20 protein-coding genes are annotated in these 16,941 nt (G+C 49.4%); 14 read left to right on the top strand and 6 right to left on the bottom strand.

The features are described 5' to 3' along the window. Positions 1-146 precede the first annotated feature (146 nt). The 6 genes from IPL71_RS08725 to IPL71_RS08700 form a co-directional block, all read right to left on the bottom strand. Positions 147-1,118 (bottom strand): DUF5667 domain-containing protein, encoded by a 972-nt coding sequence (locus tag IPL71_RS08725; protein ID WP_345320772.1) that lies wholly within the window; start codon positions 1,116-1,118, stop codon positions 147-149. Between the two features lie 2 nt (positions 1,119-1,120). Further along, positions 1,121-1,408, bottom strand: a complete 288-nt coding sequence (locus tag IPL71_RS08720) for an RNA polymerase sigma factor (RefSeq protein ID WP_345320770.1) — start codon at positions 1,406-1,408, stop codon at positions 1,121-1,123. Continuing rightward, positions 1,377-1,652: an RNA polymerase sigma factor gene (locus IPL71_RS08715; RefSeq protein ID WP_345320769.1), complete on the bottom strand. Its 276-nt coding sequence runs from the start codon at positions 1,650-1,652 to the stop codon at positions 1,377-1,379. The genes IPL71_RS08720 and IPL71_RS08715 overlap by 32 nt, the downstream gene beginning before the upstream one ends. A 6-nt stretch (positions 1,653-1,658) precedes the next feature. Further along, positions 1,659-1,835 (bottom strand): hypothetical protein, encoded by a 177-nt coding sequence (locus IPL71_RS08710; RefSeq protein ID WP_345320768.1) that lies wholly within the window; start codon positions 1,833-1,835, stop codon positions 1,659-1,661. Positions 1,836-1,863: 28 nt separating this feature from the next. Next, on the bottom strand, positions 1,864-2,550 hold the full coding sequence (locus tag IPL71_RS08705; RefSeq protein WP_345320767.1) for a 4Fe-4S binding protein: 687 nt from the start codon (positions 2,548-2,550) through the stop codon (positions 1,864-1,866). 281 nt (positions 2,551-2,831) lie between these two features. Next, positions 2,832-3,983, bottom strand: a complete 1,152-nt coding sequence (locus IPL71_RS08700; RefSeq protein ID WP_345320765.1) for a DUF2202 domain-containing protein — start codon at positions 3,981-3,983, stop codon at positions 2,832-2,834. A 221-nt stretch (positions 3,984-4,204) separates the two neighbouring features. Between IPL71_RS08700 and IPL71_RS08695 the strand changes: the two genes are divergently transcribed. The 14 genes from IPL71_RS08695 (at position 4,205) to IPL71_RS08630 (ending at position 16,939) form a co-directional block, all read left to right on the top strand. Then, complete coding sequence (locus IPL71_RS08695) at positions 4,205-5,398, top strand: cytochrome b N-terminal domain-containing protein (RefSeq protein WP_345320763.1); 1,194 nt, start codon at positions 4,205-4,207, stop codon at positions 5,396-5,398. A 35-nt stretch (positions 5,399-5,433) separates the two neighbouring features. Further along, positions 5,434-5,925 (top strand): QcrA and Rieske domain-containing protein, encoded by a 492-nt coding sequence (locus tag IPL71_RS08690; protein WP_345320761.1) that lies wholly within the window; start codon positions 5,434-5,436, stop codon positions 5,923-5,925. Between the two features lie 69 nt (positions 5,926-5,994). Next, positions 5,995-6,459, top strand: coding sequence for a c-type cytochrome (locus IPL71_RS08685; RefSeq protein WP_345320758.1), 465 nt, complete (start codon positions 5,995-5,997; stop codon positions 6,457-6,459). Further along, positions 6,446-7,315 carry a cytochrome c gene (locus IPL71_RS08680; protein ID WP_345320756.1) on the top strand — a complete coding sequence of 290 codons (870 nt, stop codon included), beginning with the start codon at positions 6,446-6,448 and terminating at the stop codon, positions 7,313-7,315. The genes IPL71_RS08685 and IPL71_RS08680 overlap by 14 nt, the downstream gene beginning before the upstream one ends. A 205-nt stretch (positions 7,316-7,520) precedes the next feature. Then, positions 7,521-7,970 carry a DeoR/GlpR family DNA-binding transcription regulator gene (locus IPL71_RS08675; protein ID WP_345320754.1) on the top strand — a complete coding sequence of 150 codons (450 nt, stop codon included), beginning with the start codon at positions 7,521-7,523 and terminating at the stop codon, positions 7,968-7,970. Continuing rightward, entirely contained in the window at positions 7,960-8,292 is a 333-nt protein-coding gene (locus IPL71_RS08670) for a DeoR/GlpR family DNA-binding transcription regulator (RefSeq protein WP_345320752.1), read from the top strand. The genes IPL71_RS08675 and IPL71_RS08670 overlap by 11 nt, the downstream gene beginning before the upstream one ends. 34 nt (positions 8,293-8,326) lie before the next feature. Beyond that, entirely contained in the window at positions 8,327-9,370 is a 1,044-nt protein-coding gene (locus tag IPL71_RS08665; protein WP_345320750.1) for an amidohydrolase family protein, read from the top strand. Beyond that, positions 9,367-11,367, top strand: coding sequence for an alpha-galactosidase (locus tag IPL71_RS08660; protein WP_345320748.1), 2,001 nt, complete (start codon positions 9,367-9,369; stop codon positions 11,365-11,367). Before IPL71_RS08665 ends, IPL71_RS08660 begins: the two co-directional genes overlap by 4 nt. Continuing rightward, a complete protein-coding gene (locus IPL71_RS08655; protein WP_345320746.1) occupies positions 11,357-12,565 on the top strand; it encodes an extracellular solute-binding protein in 1,209 nt (402 codons plus the stop codon). Before IPL71_RS08660 ends, IPL71_RS08655 begins: the two co-directional genes overlap by 11 nt. Positions 12,566-12,568: 3 nt before the next feature. After that, entirely contained in the window at positions 12,569-13,321 is a 753-nt protein-coding gene (locus IPL71_RS08650) for an SIS domain-containing protein (RefSeq protein ID WP_345320744.1), read from the top strand. Then, positions 13,311-13,589: a hypothetical protein gene (locus tag IPL71_RS08645; protein WP_345320742.1), complete on the top strand. Its 279-nt coding sequence runs from the start codon at positions 13,311-13,313 to the stop codon at positions 13,587-13,589. Before IPL71_RS08650 ends, IPL71_RS08645 begins: the two co-directional genes overlap by 11 nt. A gap of 77 nt (positions 13,590-13,666) precedes the next feature. Next, a complete protein-coding gene (locus IPL71_RS08640) occupies positions 13,667-14,980 on the top strand; it encodes an ABC transporter substrate-binding protein (RefSeq protein WP_345320740.1) in 1,314 nt (437 codons plus the stop codon). Between the two features lie 125 nt (positions 14,981-15,105). Continuing rightward, the gene (locus IPL71_RS08635) at positions 15,106-16,083 is read left to right on the top strand and encodes a carbohydrate ABC transporter permease (RefSeq protein WP_345320738.1); all 978 of its coding nucleotides are present in this window, start codon (positions 15,106-15,108) and stop codon (positions 16,081-16,083) included. A 1-nt stretch (position 16,084) separates the two neighbouring features. Next, positions 16,085-16,939, top strand: coding sequence for a carbohydrate ABC transporter permease (locus IPL71_RS08630; RefSeq protein WP_345320736.1), 855 nt, complete (start codon positions 16,085-16,087; stop codon positions 16,937-16,939). Positions 16,940-16,941: the final 2 nt, after the last annotated feature.

Here is a 16,941-nt window from a genome sequence, read left to right as displayed (position 1 = left end):
AAAAACTGGTGTGCGATAATGGATATTCTTGAATCCCAGTAAATTCTGCCACTCTTTGCGGTAAATACTCCTTATCCATTATTGAGTTTACTTATTACCCTCCCCCGCAAAAATAGAACATCCATGAAGGATGTTCTATTTTTTTATTAGGGCTTTCCGCCCTGATCGCTAGAGTCGGGAACGGAGTCGTTATCATTCCTGTTTCCATTCCCATTTCCGTTGGTAGTCTCGTTGTCGTTCATATTACTATTTTCATTATTGTTTTGATTTGTCCCGTTGTTTTGCGGGATGGGTGTGTTGGCTGGTTGATCATTATTTCCATTTTGTTGACCAGTGCCGTCCAGCGCGGGTGTGCAGGATGTTTGCGGTGTGACTGGGCTGTCGGCTGCCGGCGGAGTCTGTGTAGTTTGGTGCTGATTTTGATGTTGATACTGGTTACGGAAATTTGACGGGTCGGCAATATCGCTTTCGATTTGTTCCAAATGAATTTGCAACATCTCATGCGTTTGCTGCAAAATTGAATCGCACTCGGCACAGGTTCCATCCTGTAGATGAAGCATCAGTTGTTCCTGTGTTTGCAGGTCTGCGCGGATTTGTTCAAGTGTTGCTGTCATTGAGGCATCGTCAAGTGTTGCCGTCAATTGCAGCGCCTGTTGAATTCGATCCTGCGTGCGGGTGAGTAATGCAGTGGGCGGCGTAATTCCTTCTGAAGTTAATGCGGCCATTTCTTCGGTGCGTGTTTGTGCCTGCTCCATCAGTTTTTCAATTTTTGTAATGGGGTCAGGCGCAAGCCAGACGCTTGCATCTTCGCTTACCAGTTTGATCTGATAGAGCGGTTGGGTTGGGAGGTCATCCTGTGCGGCGGAAACGGTGGCGCTTCCTCCGAATAGCAGGCCAAGAACAACAAGGGCAGACATGATCAGATTCATAGCAAATTTCTCCTTTTGTTGAAAGATTGTCGTCCACCAGTTGTGACGTTGTTCTTCGCTTGCAGATACGGCTTGGGCTAGGAATCTGCTTCGGGCGCGGGCAGCAGTTTGAGGGTCACGCACAGATGCGGGTTTTAATTCATCCAGTAAAGCCGTGAGACGCGGGTCAATTTCTTTGTCTTTAGTCATATTCATACCTCGTCTTCTAAAAGAGTTTTCTGCAAGCGAGCCAGTGCGCGATGTTGAAGGGATTTGACTGCGCCAACAGGTTTGTTTAATACACGTGCGATATCTTCGTTCTCCCAGCCTTCGAGAAATTTGAGTGCAATCACTTGCTGTTGATCTTCGGTCAGCTTGTGCAATGCCTCTCGTACACGATTCTGACTCAGATTGTGCTCGGTAGCGTTCTCGGTATCTTCGGTATTCGGCAGGTTATCTGTCAATTCTTCAGTGGAGGTTTCGCGGCGATAATGATCCACAATAAGGTTGTGCGCCGTGCAGAAACAAATAGGCTTGCAAATAATCACGCGGACCTTTGCCTGCCTGCAGAGCTTTAAGAAAACGGCTGAATGTTTCAGATACACAGTCTTCCGCTGCGCAGTCATCGCCGAGCAGGCGCATGGCGTAGCGATACAGCCGCGGACTGTAGAGGTCGTAAATCTCAGTCAGCGCGCGGGTATCGAATTGTCCTGCCTGCGTTAATAGCTCTTTTTCTGGAATCACGGCTTTTCATTCTATATGACGTTGAATGGGCGGAAAAGATACGGGGACAAATAATGCGGCTACTTCAAATGGGCTGTTGGTTGTACTTCCGTTATGATTGCCGTTTCCGCGCCCCATTCCCCCAGTCTGCCACCAGCCGAGACCCATGGTCAGCGCGATTCCACCAAAGATCACGACCAGCACGATGATCGCTACAACCTTGAATTCAATCTCATTCCATGCCTCCCAATCCCAAATAGATCGTATTCTTTGCGGGGCAGCACGCCTCGGAAGTACATTCCATGCAGGTGATACATTGATGATCGCGGATGACGGTATGCTTGCTGATTTCAATATTCATCGGGCAAAGTGTGGAGCAGGCGTCGCCTTTTAACTTGCATGTGTCTTGATTACGGCGAATGGTGAAGATGCGGAACAGGTTGCTGATTCCCAACACCGCACCAAAAGGACAGGCGTACTTGCACCACGGGCGTTCCACCAGCAGGCTGAGGAGCAAAATACTTTCCAAAATCAACAGGGCGGTGATGGTGACTTCGCCTGTCCAAAAGTTGAACAGCGCAAAGTAGGGGTCGTAACTTTGAAAGACAAGGCTTGCGCTGGCGAAAGTGACGTAAAGCACCCAGGCCAAAACGCCATAGCGCAGGTAGCGCAGAACACGGTCAAGTTTGCGTGGGATGAGTTGGTTGTACATTTTGTTGCCGAACCATTTGCGCCCCAGTTTGCCAACCCACTCTTGAATCGTTCCCAGTGGACAGACCCAGCCGCAGAAAACAGGACCAAGCAACAGGAGAGAAGCAGCGTTAAATCCAGCAGGATCACGGATGAGGCACGCACTTTTTGAATCAACGTGCCTGTCATCAAAAGTTGCGCCATCGTTTCCACGCCGCCAAAGGGACACAGCGCATGAAGCGAGGCGTTGGATAAAAAGTCAAATCCGCCGCCGTTCCTGACAAGCGTGTGATTAACGCTGATGAAGGCAATCAGAAGAAAAAATAAAACTTGTAAAACCTTGCGCACCCAAATACTGCGCTTGCGAAAAAGTTGGAACTTGGGCAATTTCATTGCCGCCTCCTTACATAAAACATGGATAACCACCCTCACCGATGGTTATCCACATTATTTGTCATTTGGAAGTAAGTCTGGTCAGTGAACTTCTCACTTTTTACTTCTCACTTCAGATTAGTGATTTCCTCCGCCATTACCATTTCCGCCTCCGCCGTTGCCACCACCCGACCAAAGCGGTTGACCCGTTGTTGCATCGCGGAAGGCATAGACCTGTGCGGTTGAGTCGCGTGTGACGGTGATTGCGCTGTATACGCCCTGGTCACCAGGGAAACCATAAACCGTGACGCCTTCACCAATTGCGGGGGCAAATCCGATGGACTGGCTGTAGCGTGAGTTTCCAAGTTGGATGTAGAACGCGGAGCCGTCGTCAAGAGTCAGGCTGAGTCCCATTTGATCGAAGCTGACAACTGTGCCGTGGATTGTGGTTGCGGCTGTCAAATCAGCTTGAGCCACGCCGCCTGTAGCAGAAGCCTGCCCAGCGCCTTGTCCGCCTTGACCCTGTCCGCCCTGACCTTGTCCACCAGTTGCCTGTCCGCCGCCACTGTTGCCCTGTCCATTGCCAGCACTGGAGATGATGGCTTGATATTGCTCAGCGGTCAAATATTGCGGCACATAAGTTTCGCCTGTTTGGGTGAGCAAAGTTCCCGTGAAAGCTTTCAAGTGACTGTAGGAGCCATTCATCAAATTGGTATAAGCCTGTTGAATATCGGCATTGTCGGTCTCAGCCATGCGGGTTTGCAAGTCGCGGATGTCAATTTCTTCGATGGCTGCGCCGACTTTCAAAGCGTCTGCAAGGGAGAGATTGCCCTGGGCAACCAGTTGGGTGTACAAAGCTTGAAGCGCAGGATCTGTAAATTGTCCAGGAGCAAGCGCGGGGTCGGTCAGCGCGTAGCGATCCAACAGGACTTTGATCTCGTCCATGTGCATCTGTTCACTGGAAGCAATGTTGGTGAAGGTCTGTTGTCCCCAAGTTGTGTAAAGTGCGTTGTAAACATCGCGCGCGAGTTTTTCTTCTTCACGCATGAAAAGCAGGGCGGCAGCTTCTTCAGCGCTCAGGTCAGAAGCGGGGATATCCAGCACTGATGTGCCTGTTCCGTCATTGCCGCCGTTCCCATTTCCATTTCCATTTGTGGCAGCGGTCTGTGACTGCGTGGAGAAGATATTTGTACCAGGTGCGGCAAACGCGGTGTAGACGCTCGCTCCAATGGCGATGATTATGACTGCAGCCAGAATTCCGGCCAGAAGGGTTTTAAGTGTTTTGAACATGATGTCCTCTTTTTTTATTGGTTGGTTTCAAATTTTGGTTACGGTTTTGTTCGTAACTCTGCCCCCATGATAGAACTCAAATGTAAAGATTGAATAAATATACAGATAAGGTTGTGCAAAATATGTGACACCTATTCTTTATCAACTCTTTATAAATTCTTTCTTTGGTTAATAAACTGGGTTGATACAAATGGCAATATTCTTATCACTCAGGAGAAGCCATGACCAAAGAATCATCTACGCCCGAAAAAGAAGACTCCATGCTCGATCGTATACGTGAGCGGCTCGTCCCCGAAGCCATGCCAGTGGATGACCGCGGGCGTATGCGCATGGTCGTGGATAGCCTCGTGCTGCATCTACATCCCACCAAAGTCATCGCCTCCACCATGAACTGGAACTACAGTTGGGGGCTGGGCGGTCTCTCTGCTCTATTGATGGCAGTGTTGGGATTAACAGGCGTCGTCTTGCAAAATAATTACACACCCGCCGCGCCGCAAGCCTATCTTGATATTCTCGAAATTAATTCCAATGTCTGGTTTGGCGAACTCGTCCGCAATCTGCATCATTGGAGCGCCAATCTGCTTATCGTGGTTGCGGTGCTTCATCTTATTAGAGTCTTTGCCACGGGCGCGTACCGCCCGCCGCGCGAACTAAACTGGCTGATCGGCGTCGCCATGCTTTTGCTTGTGGTCGCCGCCAATTTCACAGGTTATCTTTTGCCTTGGGATCAACTCGCCTTCTGGGCGATCACTGTCGGCACGAAGAAAATTGAACGCGTGACAACGATCCCGCATCTCGTCCGCCGTGAGTTGGTCTTTGCACTAGCGGCATTCGCTGTGCTTTTAGTGTTTGCCATGCTTGTGCCCGCTCCGCTTGAAGGCATCGCCAACCCCGATATTTCTCCCAACCCCGCCAAAGCGCCGTGGTACTTCATGGGCTTGCAGGAATTATTGCTGCACTTTCACCCGCTGATCGGAGCGATCATTTTGCCGGGTTTGGCCGTTATCGGCATCTTCCTCCTGCCGTTTTTTGACATCAACTTCAACAGCGTGGGCATTTACTTCCGCTCCCACCGCGGACGTTCACTCGCCATTCTTGCAGTGGGCATTGCACTTGTCATCACACCCATCTGGGTTCTGCTCGACGAATTCGTTTTGAATTGGAGTCTCTGGCTTCCAACCTGGAACACCCTTCTCTCAAACGGACTCATCCCCATGGCAGTCATCCTCGTCCCGCTCATTTTGCTGGATGAATGGACAGTAAAGTTTTTTCACGCGGATACCGAAGAACGGGTGTTATTCATTGCCACTTTTCTCTTCACCGCTTTCGTTGTATTAACCATCATCGGCATCTTCTTTCGCGGACCAGGCATGGCGCTCTACTGGCCGTGGAATATGCCAGTTGCTGCACACTGATCACTGTTTACTGATAACTAACTACTGGAGTTCTTATGTCTGAAACAACCTCCGAACACCCCGTCACCCGCCGTGACTTTCTAAAAATTGCCTGGGCCTTCTTCGGCGGACTTGCTCTGCTTGAAACCACAGGTATCTTCATTGCGTATTTACAACCGCGCTTAACCGAAGGCGAATTCGGCTCGCTGATCAACGCCGGTCTTGTGGATGATTTTCCGCCTAATTCAGTTACGCATATTACCAACGGGCGCTTCTATATTGTGCGGCTTGGAGATGGCGGTTTTCTCGCCGTCTATCATCGCTGCACACATCTCGGCTGTACCGTCCCGTGGGATTCAACCGCGCAGAAATTTATTTGTCCCTGTCACAACTCGCAGTTCGATCAGCAAGGCATAGTCGAAAATCCGCCCGCCCCGCGTCCGCTTGATTTGTTCGGGGTCAGCATTGAAGATGGTCAGGTCAAAGTTGACACTGGCAATCTGCTGCAGCGCCAATCTTTTGAAAGCGCGCAGGTTATCTATCCATAAATACTAAAAGACCTGACATGTTCATTAAAGTTCCGCAATAAAACCTGTCAGGTCTGAAGAGGAAATCCTATGAACATCCCTCAAGATCGTACACGACTCTTTGAAACTCTGGCCGGTCTGCTGGCAACGCAGCTCATCGTCTTTGGGCTTGGGTATTACATGCTCAATGAACCAACGCGCATCGCGGAATCACAAACTCAAATTCTGCAAATCCAGCTTGACGATGCGATGACTCTCTACGCCCAAAATTGCTCCGTCTGTCATGGGTTGGCAGGTGAAGGCATCGGTGCAATTCCTGCGCTTAATAATTCCGCCCTGCAAACTATGGCGTATGAAGACCTTACAAAAACCATCGCGCGCGGACGTTTCAATACCGCCATGCCCGCCTGGAGCAAGGAAGATGGCGGCGCATTAAGCGACTATCAAATTTCAGAACTGGTTGGATTAATTCAATCAGGCGACTGGAACGCGACTCCGGGACCGGGTCGTCAATCTGGGACTTGCCCCGCTCGTCCCGTTCGTGACCGACCCTGATCCTGCTCTGCTCGCCGAAGTAGCGAATCTCCCCGACGGCTTGACTCTGCAAAACGCCATCACAATCTACGCCGCCAACTGTGTCGCCTGCCACGGTGCCGATGGACTTGGCACAGGCATCGCGCCTGCTTTGAATGATCCACTTGTGCGCGAAAAAACAACTGATGAATTAACTCGAACTGTTACCTTTGGCAGCGCCGGCACACTTATGGCCGGTTGGAGCAATGCACTCACCACACAAGAAATTGCCTCCATGATTTCACTCGTTCAACGCTGGGATGAAGTGCCCGCAGAAATTTTGCCCGCACCCAATGTCCCCATCCCAACGACGGAAGAAAGTATTGCATTGGGCGGAGATTTGTTCGCAGCCAACTGTTCGCGTTGTCATGGTCCCGAGGGACAAGGCACACCGCGCGCGCCCGCGCTGAACGTTAAATTATTTTTAACCGACACAAGCGATCTCGCCATTCAACAGATCGTCACAAATGGCGTGCCCGGCACCGCCATGCCTGTTTGGGGAGATCGTATGACTGAGTCTGAAATTCAAGCCATTGTAGGCTTCATTCGTCAATGGGAAGCGACTGCGCCTGAAGTAGCCGTGCCGGCCAAAGGCGGGGGAGGTGGTCCGCCGTGGATGAGAAATAATATACAAACAACCACCACGCCATCTGGCGGGCAGGGAACTGTACAAGGGCAAGGACAGGGACAGGGACAAGCCCAGTCTCAACAAACTGCATGGTGGCAGGCAATTGACTGGCGCATCCTCTTGTTGCTCACCGGCGGATTGTCCATTGCGTTTACGTTGATCTTCTTGGGTTTTGAGTCTCTGCATCGCAGGCCGCGTAAGCGGGAATGATGCATCAGCAAAGATAATTTCATAGAAACAGAAACAGGCTCGCGTTTGGAAAAGATGCGAGCCTGTTTCTTATCCAAATGCCTGCTGAGTAAAAAATCCGATTTAATTCATTCCTTAAATCCCAGAAAAACCCTAAAAATTCCCCCTTGCATTTCCCGCATAAATGATTATACTAATGATTATATATGATTGGATGTGATTGCTTATGATTGAGATTTCAAGCCTTGAAAGACAACAAAAATTGACCCGTTTGCTTGAGCAGACAGGCCGTCTTTCCGTCTCGCAGATTTGCGATCATTTTGGTGTGAGTGAAGCCACGGCCCGGCGCGATCTGGAAACGCTTTCTGAGCAGGGAAAACTTCAACGGGTGCATGGCGGAGCCATCACAGTTGAGCAGGCGCCTCCAGAGCTGCCGATTCTTGAACGCGAAACTGAGCAGCCGGATGAAAAGCTGCGGGTGGGACGTGCTGCCGCAGCTTTGATCGCTGACAACGAGACAGTTTTCCTTGGCTCCGGCACGACCGTGCTTGAAGTGGCTCGTAATGTACGCAATCGCCGCAACCTGACTGTCATCACCAATTCTTTACCCGTCTTAAAACACTTTGGCCGGGTTGGATGGAATTACAGTTGTTTCTCTGGGTGGAATGCTGCGTAATACAGAACTTTCGTTTATCGGGCACATCACAGAACAAGCATTGAGTGAAGTGCGTGCAGATAAGGTCTTTATGGGTGCGCGCGGCGTCAGTTTGGAGCACGGCTTGACCAATGATTATTTGCAGGAAACAATGACAGATCGCGCCATTCTCAGGATCGGGCGTGAAGTTGTGATCGTTGCAGATCATACAAAAATAAATCGAGTAGCCACTGCGTTTCTTGCCTCGGTGGAAAAGATTCATACTCTGGTGACGGATAAAGATGCGGACAAGGAATTTGTGAAAGCGATCAAGAAACAGAATATCAATGTAATTCTTGCGTGAAATTTATATTCAAGTTTATGGAGTGTTCGCAGTTATGAACCTGGAAGATTTCAAACCCCGATCCAAGCTGGTGACAAAAACGACTCTGGTCAACAAGCCAAAGTTTCCTGTGATTGACGCGCACGATCATCTGGCCGACCCTTTCGGCGGCGGCTGGGACAGGAAGCCATTAAATGAATTATTAGACCTGCTGGATGAAGCAGGTGTTGTACATTATATAGATCTGGATGGCGGCTGGGGCGAAGATATTCTTTATCATCATCTTGATTATTTCAAAGCAAAAGCGCCGGAACGATTTCAAGTTTTCGGCGGTGTGGATTGGTCGAAGTGGGAAAGCATGGGCGACGGATTTCCTGAATGGGCGGCTGGCAGGCTCAAGGTCCAGAAGGATGCGGGCGCGCAGGGACTGAAGATCTGGAAACCGTTTGGGCTGCATGTCAAAGACCATAAAGGGCAATTGGTCAAAGTGGACGATGCGCGCCTTTCTCCAATTTGGGAGATGGCGGGTGAGTTGGGATTTCCCGTGATGATCCACGTGGCCGACCCCGTGGCGTTCTTTGACCCGATCGATGAAACCAACGAACGTTGGGAGGAAATTGGCGGACATCCCGACTGGGCATTTACGAGTCCGCCTTTCCCTTCGTTCATGGAGATCATGAATGGATTTTTTAATCTGGTGAAGCAGCATGCGAACACAAAATTTATTGGCGCGCATGTGGGCTGCTATGGAGAGAATTTAAGTTGGGTGGGGAAAATGCTGGATGAGTGCCCGAATTATTACATTGATATTTCTGCGCGGTTGGGTGAACTTGGAAGACAGCCCTACTCGGCGCGGAAGTTTTTTATTCAATATCAAGACCGTGTTTTGTTCGGCTCGGATATGAGTCCTGATCTGGATGCGTACCGGCTGTGCTATCGCTTTCTTGAAACAGACGATGAATATTTCAATTACAACACCTCCGAAGTTCCGGGGCAGGGGCGCTGGTATGCGTATGGTATGTATCTGCCTGATGATGTGTTGGAAAAAGTGTATTACAAAAATGCGGCCAAACTTTTAAACGTGGATGTGAAAGCGTGATCGTAAACTATAATTTTTCGATTGCTGTGCAGGATGACTTTGCCTTTGAGATAAACGGGCAGGGAAAATTCCGTTTGGCAAAAGGCAAGATTTTTCTTTCTGGCGAACATGGAGAAGCGGGTGATTTTCATTCTTCAAAAGAAGAATCGATCACTACAGTTTTTGGGGCTAGCCGTAGATTTGAATTCACAGGCCGGCGCGGTGACCTTGCGCTTCGATTGACAATTGATTCTTACGAACATTTAAATGACAGTGTTGTGATGCAATGGTCTTTTGAAAACATTGGAAGCACTCCGATTCAATTAAATTCCATTTCCGCGCCTGCGCTTGAATTGGATTCGAATTGGGCGAATGATCTCTGGTCGATGCAAGGTGCGGCGATTCATTGGGGACATGATTTCGCTTTCAAAATGCCGCCTGAATTGGAACGTGAGAATTATCTCGGTCACATTCAAAACGGAGAGGGCGGCGGAATTCCGATTGTGTATTTCTGGAATCAAGCCGGCGGATTAAGCCTCGCGCACATCGAACCGACTCAGGAATTATGGTACATGCCTGTCTCGGCGCAAAATGGAAAAATAAAAGTTGCATTTGAAGATCGCCGCGAACAGACTTTGAACGCTGGTGATGTTTTTCAAACTCCGCGCGTTTTGCTTTCTGTTCATCAGGGCGATTTTTTTGAGCCGTTGAAGCTTTATCGTGAGGTAATGGCTTTGCAGGGATTAAAAGCCCCCGAACCCAATCACGAAGATTTCGCTCCGGCATGGTGTTCGTGGGGCTATGAGTTTGATGTGCGTCCTTCTGAAGTGACTGGTGTTTTGCCAAAACTGCGCGAGCTTGGAATTCACTGGCTGACTCTCGATGACCGCTGGTTTGACCGCTACGGAGATTGGAATCCGCGTGAGGATACATTTCCCAATGGCGTGAATGAACTTAAACAAATGAACGATAATATCCATGCCGCAGGCGGACTTTCGCAGATATGGTGGTATCCGTTATGCGTTGAAGATGGCGTCGGCGGATGGGATGAACAAGTTTACGGGATTTCGCATATATTGCAGGATCACAGTGATTGGCTTGTGCATAATGCTGATGGTTCCATCGCACGCAACAATCGCGGACTTGCAATGCTGTGCTCCGGCTTGCCTGAAGTACGTGAATATACCGCCGCGTTGACTCGTAAATTTATCAACGAGTGGGGCTTTGATGGTCACAAGCTCGATAATATTTATGGCATGTCGGCTTGTTATAACCCGGCTCATCAGCATGAAAGTCCCGAAGAATCGGTGCGCGGATTCGCTGAAGTGTATCGTCAGATTTTTGAGATCAGCCGCCAGCTTAAGCCTGAGGCAGTGACGCAAATTTGTCCGTGCGGTACAACGCTCACACACACATTGATCCCCGCCACAGACCAAACAGTCACAGCTGATCCAACTTCCAGTGCGCAGATTCGTCAGCGGATTAAATTCTATAAAGGATTGATGGGACCGCGCGCCGCTGTTTTTGCGGACCATGTTGAACTGTCTGATGGAGGCGTGGACTTCGCATCCTGCTTCGGGACGGGCGGGGTGCTGGCAACAAAATTTGTCCACCCGTTGGATGATTCTCTAAAGACCCGCCTCAAGGAATATTGGGCGCTGACCGAAGATCAAGAAATCCTGTGGAAGAAATGGTTCGATATTTCTGCACAGCATTCTCTGGCTGACGGTGAATATCTCAACCTGTACGATATGGCTTTTGACTTTCCTGAAACTCACACCATTCGCAAAGATGACAGTATCTATTACGCTTTCTTCGTGCAAAACACGGATGAAATTTTTACAGGAAAAATTCAGCTGCGCGGATTGGACGACACGAAAAAATATCAGATTCAAAATTATGTGGATGACCGCATTCTCGGTGAAGTGATTGGGAATAATACATTCATTCAAGTCGACATGAAGGGCGCCTTGCTTCTCAAAGCGACGCCGATGGAGGGGATGAAGCATGGATCTTAATTTTCTAACCATTGCAGACCTGGCTGAAGATCTTCAACCTTTGCGCGGATTATTGCGCCCGTTTGAAAGTGATTCTTCAGTGCATATCTCATTACAACGGGTTGGCTGGGACCGAGCCTGGCAAACCTTATTAATGGATGCGCTTGAAGGCAAAGGACCGCATGTTTCGCAGATCGGCTCTTCATGGACCGCAACCATGTCCATGCTTGATGCGTTGCGCCGCTTCCAACCGAATGAGATCGAGTCGATGGGCGGAGAAGCTCAATTCCTGCCTGCGGCATGGAGCTCGGTTAAATCAGAAAAATATTCTGAGATTTGGGCGATCCCGTGGTCGATCTATATTTTCGTTCTCTATTACAGGCGTGACTTGTTGGAGCGTGCCGGGCTTGATCCTGAAAAAGCATTTGCTACACCACAGGCGATGCGAGAGTCGTTCAAGATCTTGAGTCAACACGGAATAACACCTTGGGCTTTTCCCAGTTTGCATCCGTATGCCGATCTGGCGCATATTGCATCTTCATTTGCGCGTGCCAATGGCGGCGATTTTATCAGCGCGGATGGGCGCAAGCCGATGTTTGCAAGTCCTGAGTCCAGCGCGGGATTGAAGGAATTCTTCGAGCTATATTCATTCATCCCAACTGCCATGCATGGACTTTCTTCCGAGGCTTGCGCGCAGGCTTTCGCAAGCGGCGAGACAGCGGTTCTGGTTGGTGGTGTGGAAATCGCAGATGAATTACTTAACAGCCCTGACTCAATACAGGAAGTTCGTGACAACCTCGGCATGACCACCCCGCCCGGCGTACCATGGATCGGCGGCGATCATCTTGTTATTTGGAAAAGTGTGCGTGCCAATGCCGAGCTTGAACAGTCTGCACTTGATCTGCTCCGCTTTTTAAGCAAAAAAGAAACTCAACTGGAATTCTATAAATTAGAAAATATTCTTCCAGCCCGCATTGATGCGTATTCGGAAATTAAATTTTCTCTTGATAGCACTGCGGCCACTATTCAACGCATTCTTCAAACAGGTCGCCCGCACCCAACGCTTCAGTTGTGGCGGCGTATCGAGGCTTTTCTCAACGAAATGTTAACTGACATTGGCAGTGCAGTTTTGCGTAAACCTGAAACTTCCGCTTCAGAAATTGCCGAACGTATGCTTGCTGAGTACGAACAAAAATTAGCCGCAATGCTCAAAGGATAAACAATGACATCATCACACGATCACGCCACCTACACCGAAATAAAGTCGCAAACAGATGCATGGGCACAGGCACTGGAAGTAACTCGTGCTGTAACTTTGCCGGATCCAGAAAAATATGAGCAGGTTGTTTTTACCGGTTGCGGCTCCACTTATTATCTTTCGATGGCCGCTTCGGCGACTTACCAGGAATTGACCGGCCGCTCGGCGCGTGCTGTGCCCGGCGGAGAGCTGCTGCTCAACTCTCAAATTATTTTGACCAGCCAAAAAACTTTATTAGTTGCCATTAGCCGCTCAGGCACGACCACTGAAACTGTGAAAGCGGTTGAGAAATTCAAAAAAGAAAATCGCGGCGATGTGATCGTTATTAGTAATTACGATGAAGTTCTCTCAAAATTTGCCGATGTAAATATCATCATCCCCAGCGGACAGGAAGAATCTGTCGCGCAGACCCGATCGTTCGCTTCGATGTTTGTGGCAGCCACGGCGATGTGCGCGCGCATGGCTGGCCGTGATGACCTCGTGGACTCGATGTCTGCGCTGCCGGAAGTAGGTCAACGCATCATGCGTGACTTTGAGCCTGCTGCCCGCGAAATTGGAGAGAATCTCAACTTTGACCGTTTCTACTTCCTCGGCAGCGGTATTCGTTATGGGCTGGCGTGTGAGGTGAATCTCAAAATGAAAGAGATGACCTTTAACGCACAGCGAGCCATTTCACTTTATGGAATTCCGTCACGGACCGATGAGCATGGTCAATGAAAATGCGGTTGTGATCGGCATGGTTTCAGAGTCCAATTACAGCCACGAAAAAGCCGTCTTAAACGAGATGCAGGCACTCGGGGGAAAGATCGTGGCGTTAGCCGAATCCAATGCGGATGTGTCATTCATGAGTCAAATTCCAGAGCAGGTGCGTGGAGTTTTATATCTGCCTGCGCTGCAATTGATGGCCTACTATCGCTCTCTGGCAAAGGGACTAAATCCAGACAGGCCGACAAATCTAACTGCGGTTGTGAAGTTAAATCTCTGAGGAGGTGCAAGCCAGGATCATGATTCACTGTGTCGCTGATATTTCTTTTGTCAATCATTAAATCAAAGGAGAAGAAAATGAACAAGAAATTTCTGTTTGTATTAAGTCTGCTCGTGATGCTTTCCCTCATGTTGAGTGCCTGTGGCGGCGGTGCGACTTCGGCTCCCGCAGCCGATGAGAAGATCGAACTCCGCGTTTGGGGACATCAGGCTCCGGCTTTCAATGCTGCCGATCAAGCCATGCTTGATGAATTCATGAAGCAAAATCCAAACGTAACGATCAAATATGAAACCTTCCCCTGGGATGTTTTCATTCAGACCATTCAAACCTCATTGCCTGCCGGTAACACTGCCGATGTGATCCTGATCCCCGGCGGTTATACCTGCCGTTACGCAGCGGGCGGACAGTTGCTCGAAGTCCCTGCTGATGTGATGACACTCGATGCCGCAAAGGAAATGTTCTACGCCGCTCCTTTGGGCGGTCAAACCTGTGATGGAAAAATGTATGGCTTCCCCGCTGAATACAACATTGAATATGGCGGCGCGTACGTGAACCCTGCCTTGTTCGAAGCTGCCGGTGTTGCGTATCCGCCCAAATGGGAAAATTGGGATGCCGTCATCGCCGATGCAGAGAAGATGACCACGCTCGGTTCTGATAACGTGATGACCGTTGCCGGTTTGCACTATACCAACAGCGATCAGTTATTCACCTATTTCCTCGCCGGTATTTTGGAACAGAACGCCGATTACTTTGCTGAAGATGGCAAACACTTCAACTTCAATTCACCTGAAGCGGTTGCCACCATTCAAAAATTAATGGATATGGCCCAAACCAATAAAGTCGTTGACCCGATCATCTTTAACGCGGACAGCGAATGGGTTGGTGAATCATTTGCGCAGGGACATAACGGCATCGGAATTCTTGGTTCATGGTATGCAGGCGATGCAAAACTTGCCTATCCCGATCTGAAATTTGACTATGTCACCCTGCCCCCAATGATGGGCTCTGACTATAAGTTCGCTTCCGTGGGCGGTTGGGGTTATGTGGTTGGCAAGAGCACCGCGCACCCTGAAATTGCCTGGAAACTTGCCGCGTTCATGGGCGCCGATCAAGCTAATGTGCTCGCTTTCAATTCCACATCAGGAACTGTCCCTGCGATGAAGGCTGTTGCAGCAGATCCAAAATTATTGGAAAGCGCTCCATTCATTGCTGCCACTTTGCCTTTGCTTGATTTCGGTCAATATCAGGGCAATCTGACCGACCCCGATCAACTGGCTTATGAGATCGTCTACCCGACCATTCTCGATGCGATCCAGGGAAATCTCACAGCCGAAGAAGCTGCGAACAGCATCCACGAAGCAGCCAACGCCATGGTTGATGCGGCTCAATAGTTTGAAAATTTTGTAGTTTGATAGTTAAAGGGGCGGCTTGTTTTGCAACAGTCGCTAAAAAGCAAGCCGCCTCTTTATTTTCATCCTTCCGCATTCATCTTTCATCCTTTATCCCGGAGTGTTCCATGACAGAGATAACTCTTAAACCCAAGCGCAACTCGCTGATGAATCAACAGCGTCGCTTTGCCTACACAGGCATTGTGCCCATTCTTCTTTATATGGGTTTGTTCACTCTGTTTCCAATTCTCTGGGCAGTGGTAATGAGCTTTTTTAGTTACACCCCGATCCGTCAGGGGAGCTGGTTTCTCGGCCTCGGCGGACAAAATCCTTTCGTTGGCATCGAAAACTATATTGAATTATTTACAGGCACAGGCAAACCCGCTGAAGTATTCCGCCTTGCTGTAAAAAATACTTTTCTCTTTACCGCACTCGTTCTTCCTCTAAACCTGATCGTCACCCTGCCTCTTGCAGTTCTGCTTGAAAGCATCGGCGATCGCTTCAAGACCTTATTCCGCGCGATCTATTTTCTTCCGACCATTTCATCTTCTGTCGCGCTTGTCATTATCTGGGGTTACATGTACGCACCGGGCTGGGGTTTGCTCAGCATCATGTTCAAAGCCGTCGGACTTGTTCCGCCCAAGTCGTGGCTTCAAGACCCGAACACAATTTATTTTGGCGTTCCGCTGGCGATGCTTTGTGTGGTCGTCGCGCATGTCTGGCAGGATTTTGGCTATAACCTCGTGATCTTTGTCGCCGCTTTGCAATCCATCCCGAAGACGCTGCGCGAAGCCGCCCGCGTGGACGGTGCCAACATCTGGCAGGAATTCTGGCTGGTCGTCGTTCCGCTTCTCAGCCGGACCGTGATGCTGACCAGCGTTCTGACAGTGATTTCCTCGCTTCAAGTTTTTGTCATCTTCCAACTTCTCACGCGCGGCGGACCAAAGAATCAAACGCAGACGATGCTGTTAAGTATTTACGAGAATGCATTTAAGTTTGCCAACAATCTTGGTCTCTCCGCCGCAATGTCGATGATCTTATTCATCATCATTTTGATCCTGACCGTCACCCAATTCCGAATTTTGCGCACAGAATGGGAATACTAAAATGAAAGCACCCAGTAAAAAACGTTCCTCCGTTGGTCTTGTGATCGGAAAATCCGGCGCGTACGCCATCCTCATTCTGGGACTCGTCGCCACGCTTTTGCCGTTCTTCTACATCATCGTCTCATCGCTCAAAACTCCCGCCGAACTGCGCCAAACTCCGCCCGATTTCTTCCCCAAGAAACCGTCTCTTGAAAATTACACCACCATCTTAAACGACGAAAAAATTCCACTCACGCAAAACCTGTATAACAGCATTTTTGTTTCGCTCTCGCGTGTGGTCATCACTTTATTTACAAGTTCATTCGCGGGTTATATCTTTGCGAAATATCACTTCAAAGGAAAAAATCTGGCGTTTGGTGTGATTATGATCCAGATCATGATTCCGTTTCAAGTGGTTATGATCCCCAATTATTTGCTTGTTGTAAAACTTGGCCTGATCGATTCGCTTTGGGCGCTCATCATCCCTGCCTTTGTAGACGCATACGGCATCTTCATGATGAAGCAATTTATCGAAGCCATGCCCGCCGAATTGATGGACGCCGCCCGCATCGATGGCGCATCAGAGTTTGGTATTTACACGCGCATCATTCTTCCGCAGATGGGGCCGCCGCTCGCATCGCTCGGCATCTTCACTTTCATGTCCACCTGGAATGATTATCTCTGGCCGTTGATCGTTCTTACGTCTCCAGAAAAACGCACCATTCCATTGTTGGTCGTCTGGTTTCAAACTCAGCATGTTTCCAATCAAGGCCTTATTCTCGCCGCCTCCATTCTGACCCTCCTTCCCATCTTCCTCGTCTACATTTTCCTGCAACGCTGGATCGTGGACCAGGCTACTTCATCAGCATTCAAATAAAA

The sequence above is a fragment of the Candidatus Villigracilis proximus genome (assembly GCF_016717045.1).
Taxonomy (GTDB): Bacteria; Chloroflexota; Anaerolineae; order Anaerolineales; family Villigracilaceae; genus Villigracilis; species Villigracilis proximus.
The sequence above is the reverse complement of the archived record's forward strand: the minus strand, read 5'-3'. Positions and strand labels throughout refer to the sequence as shown.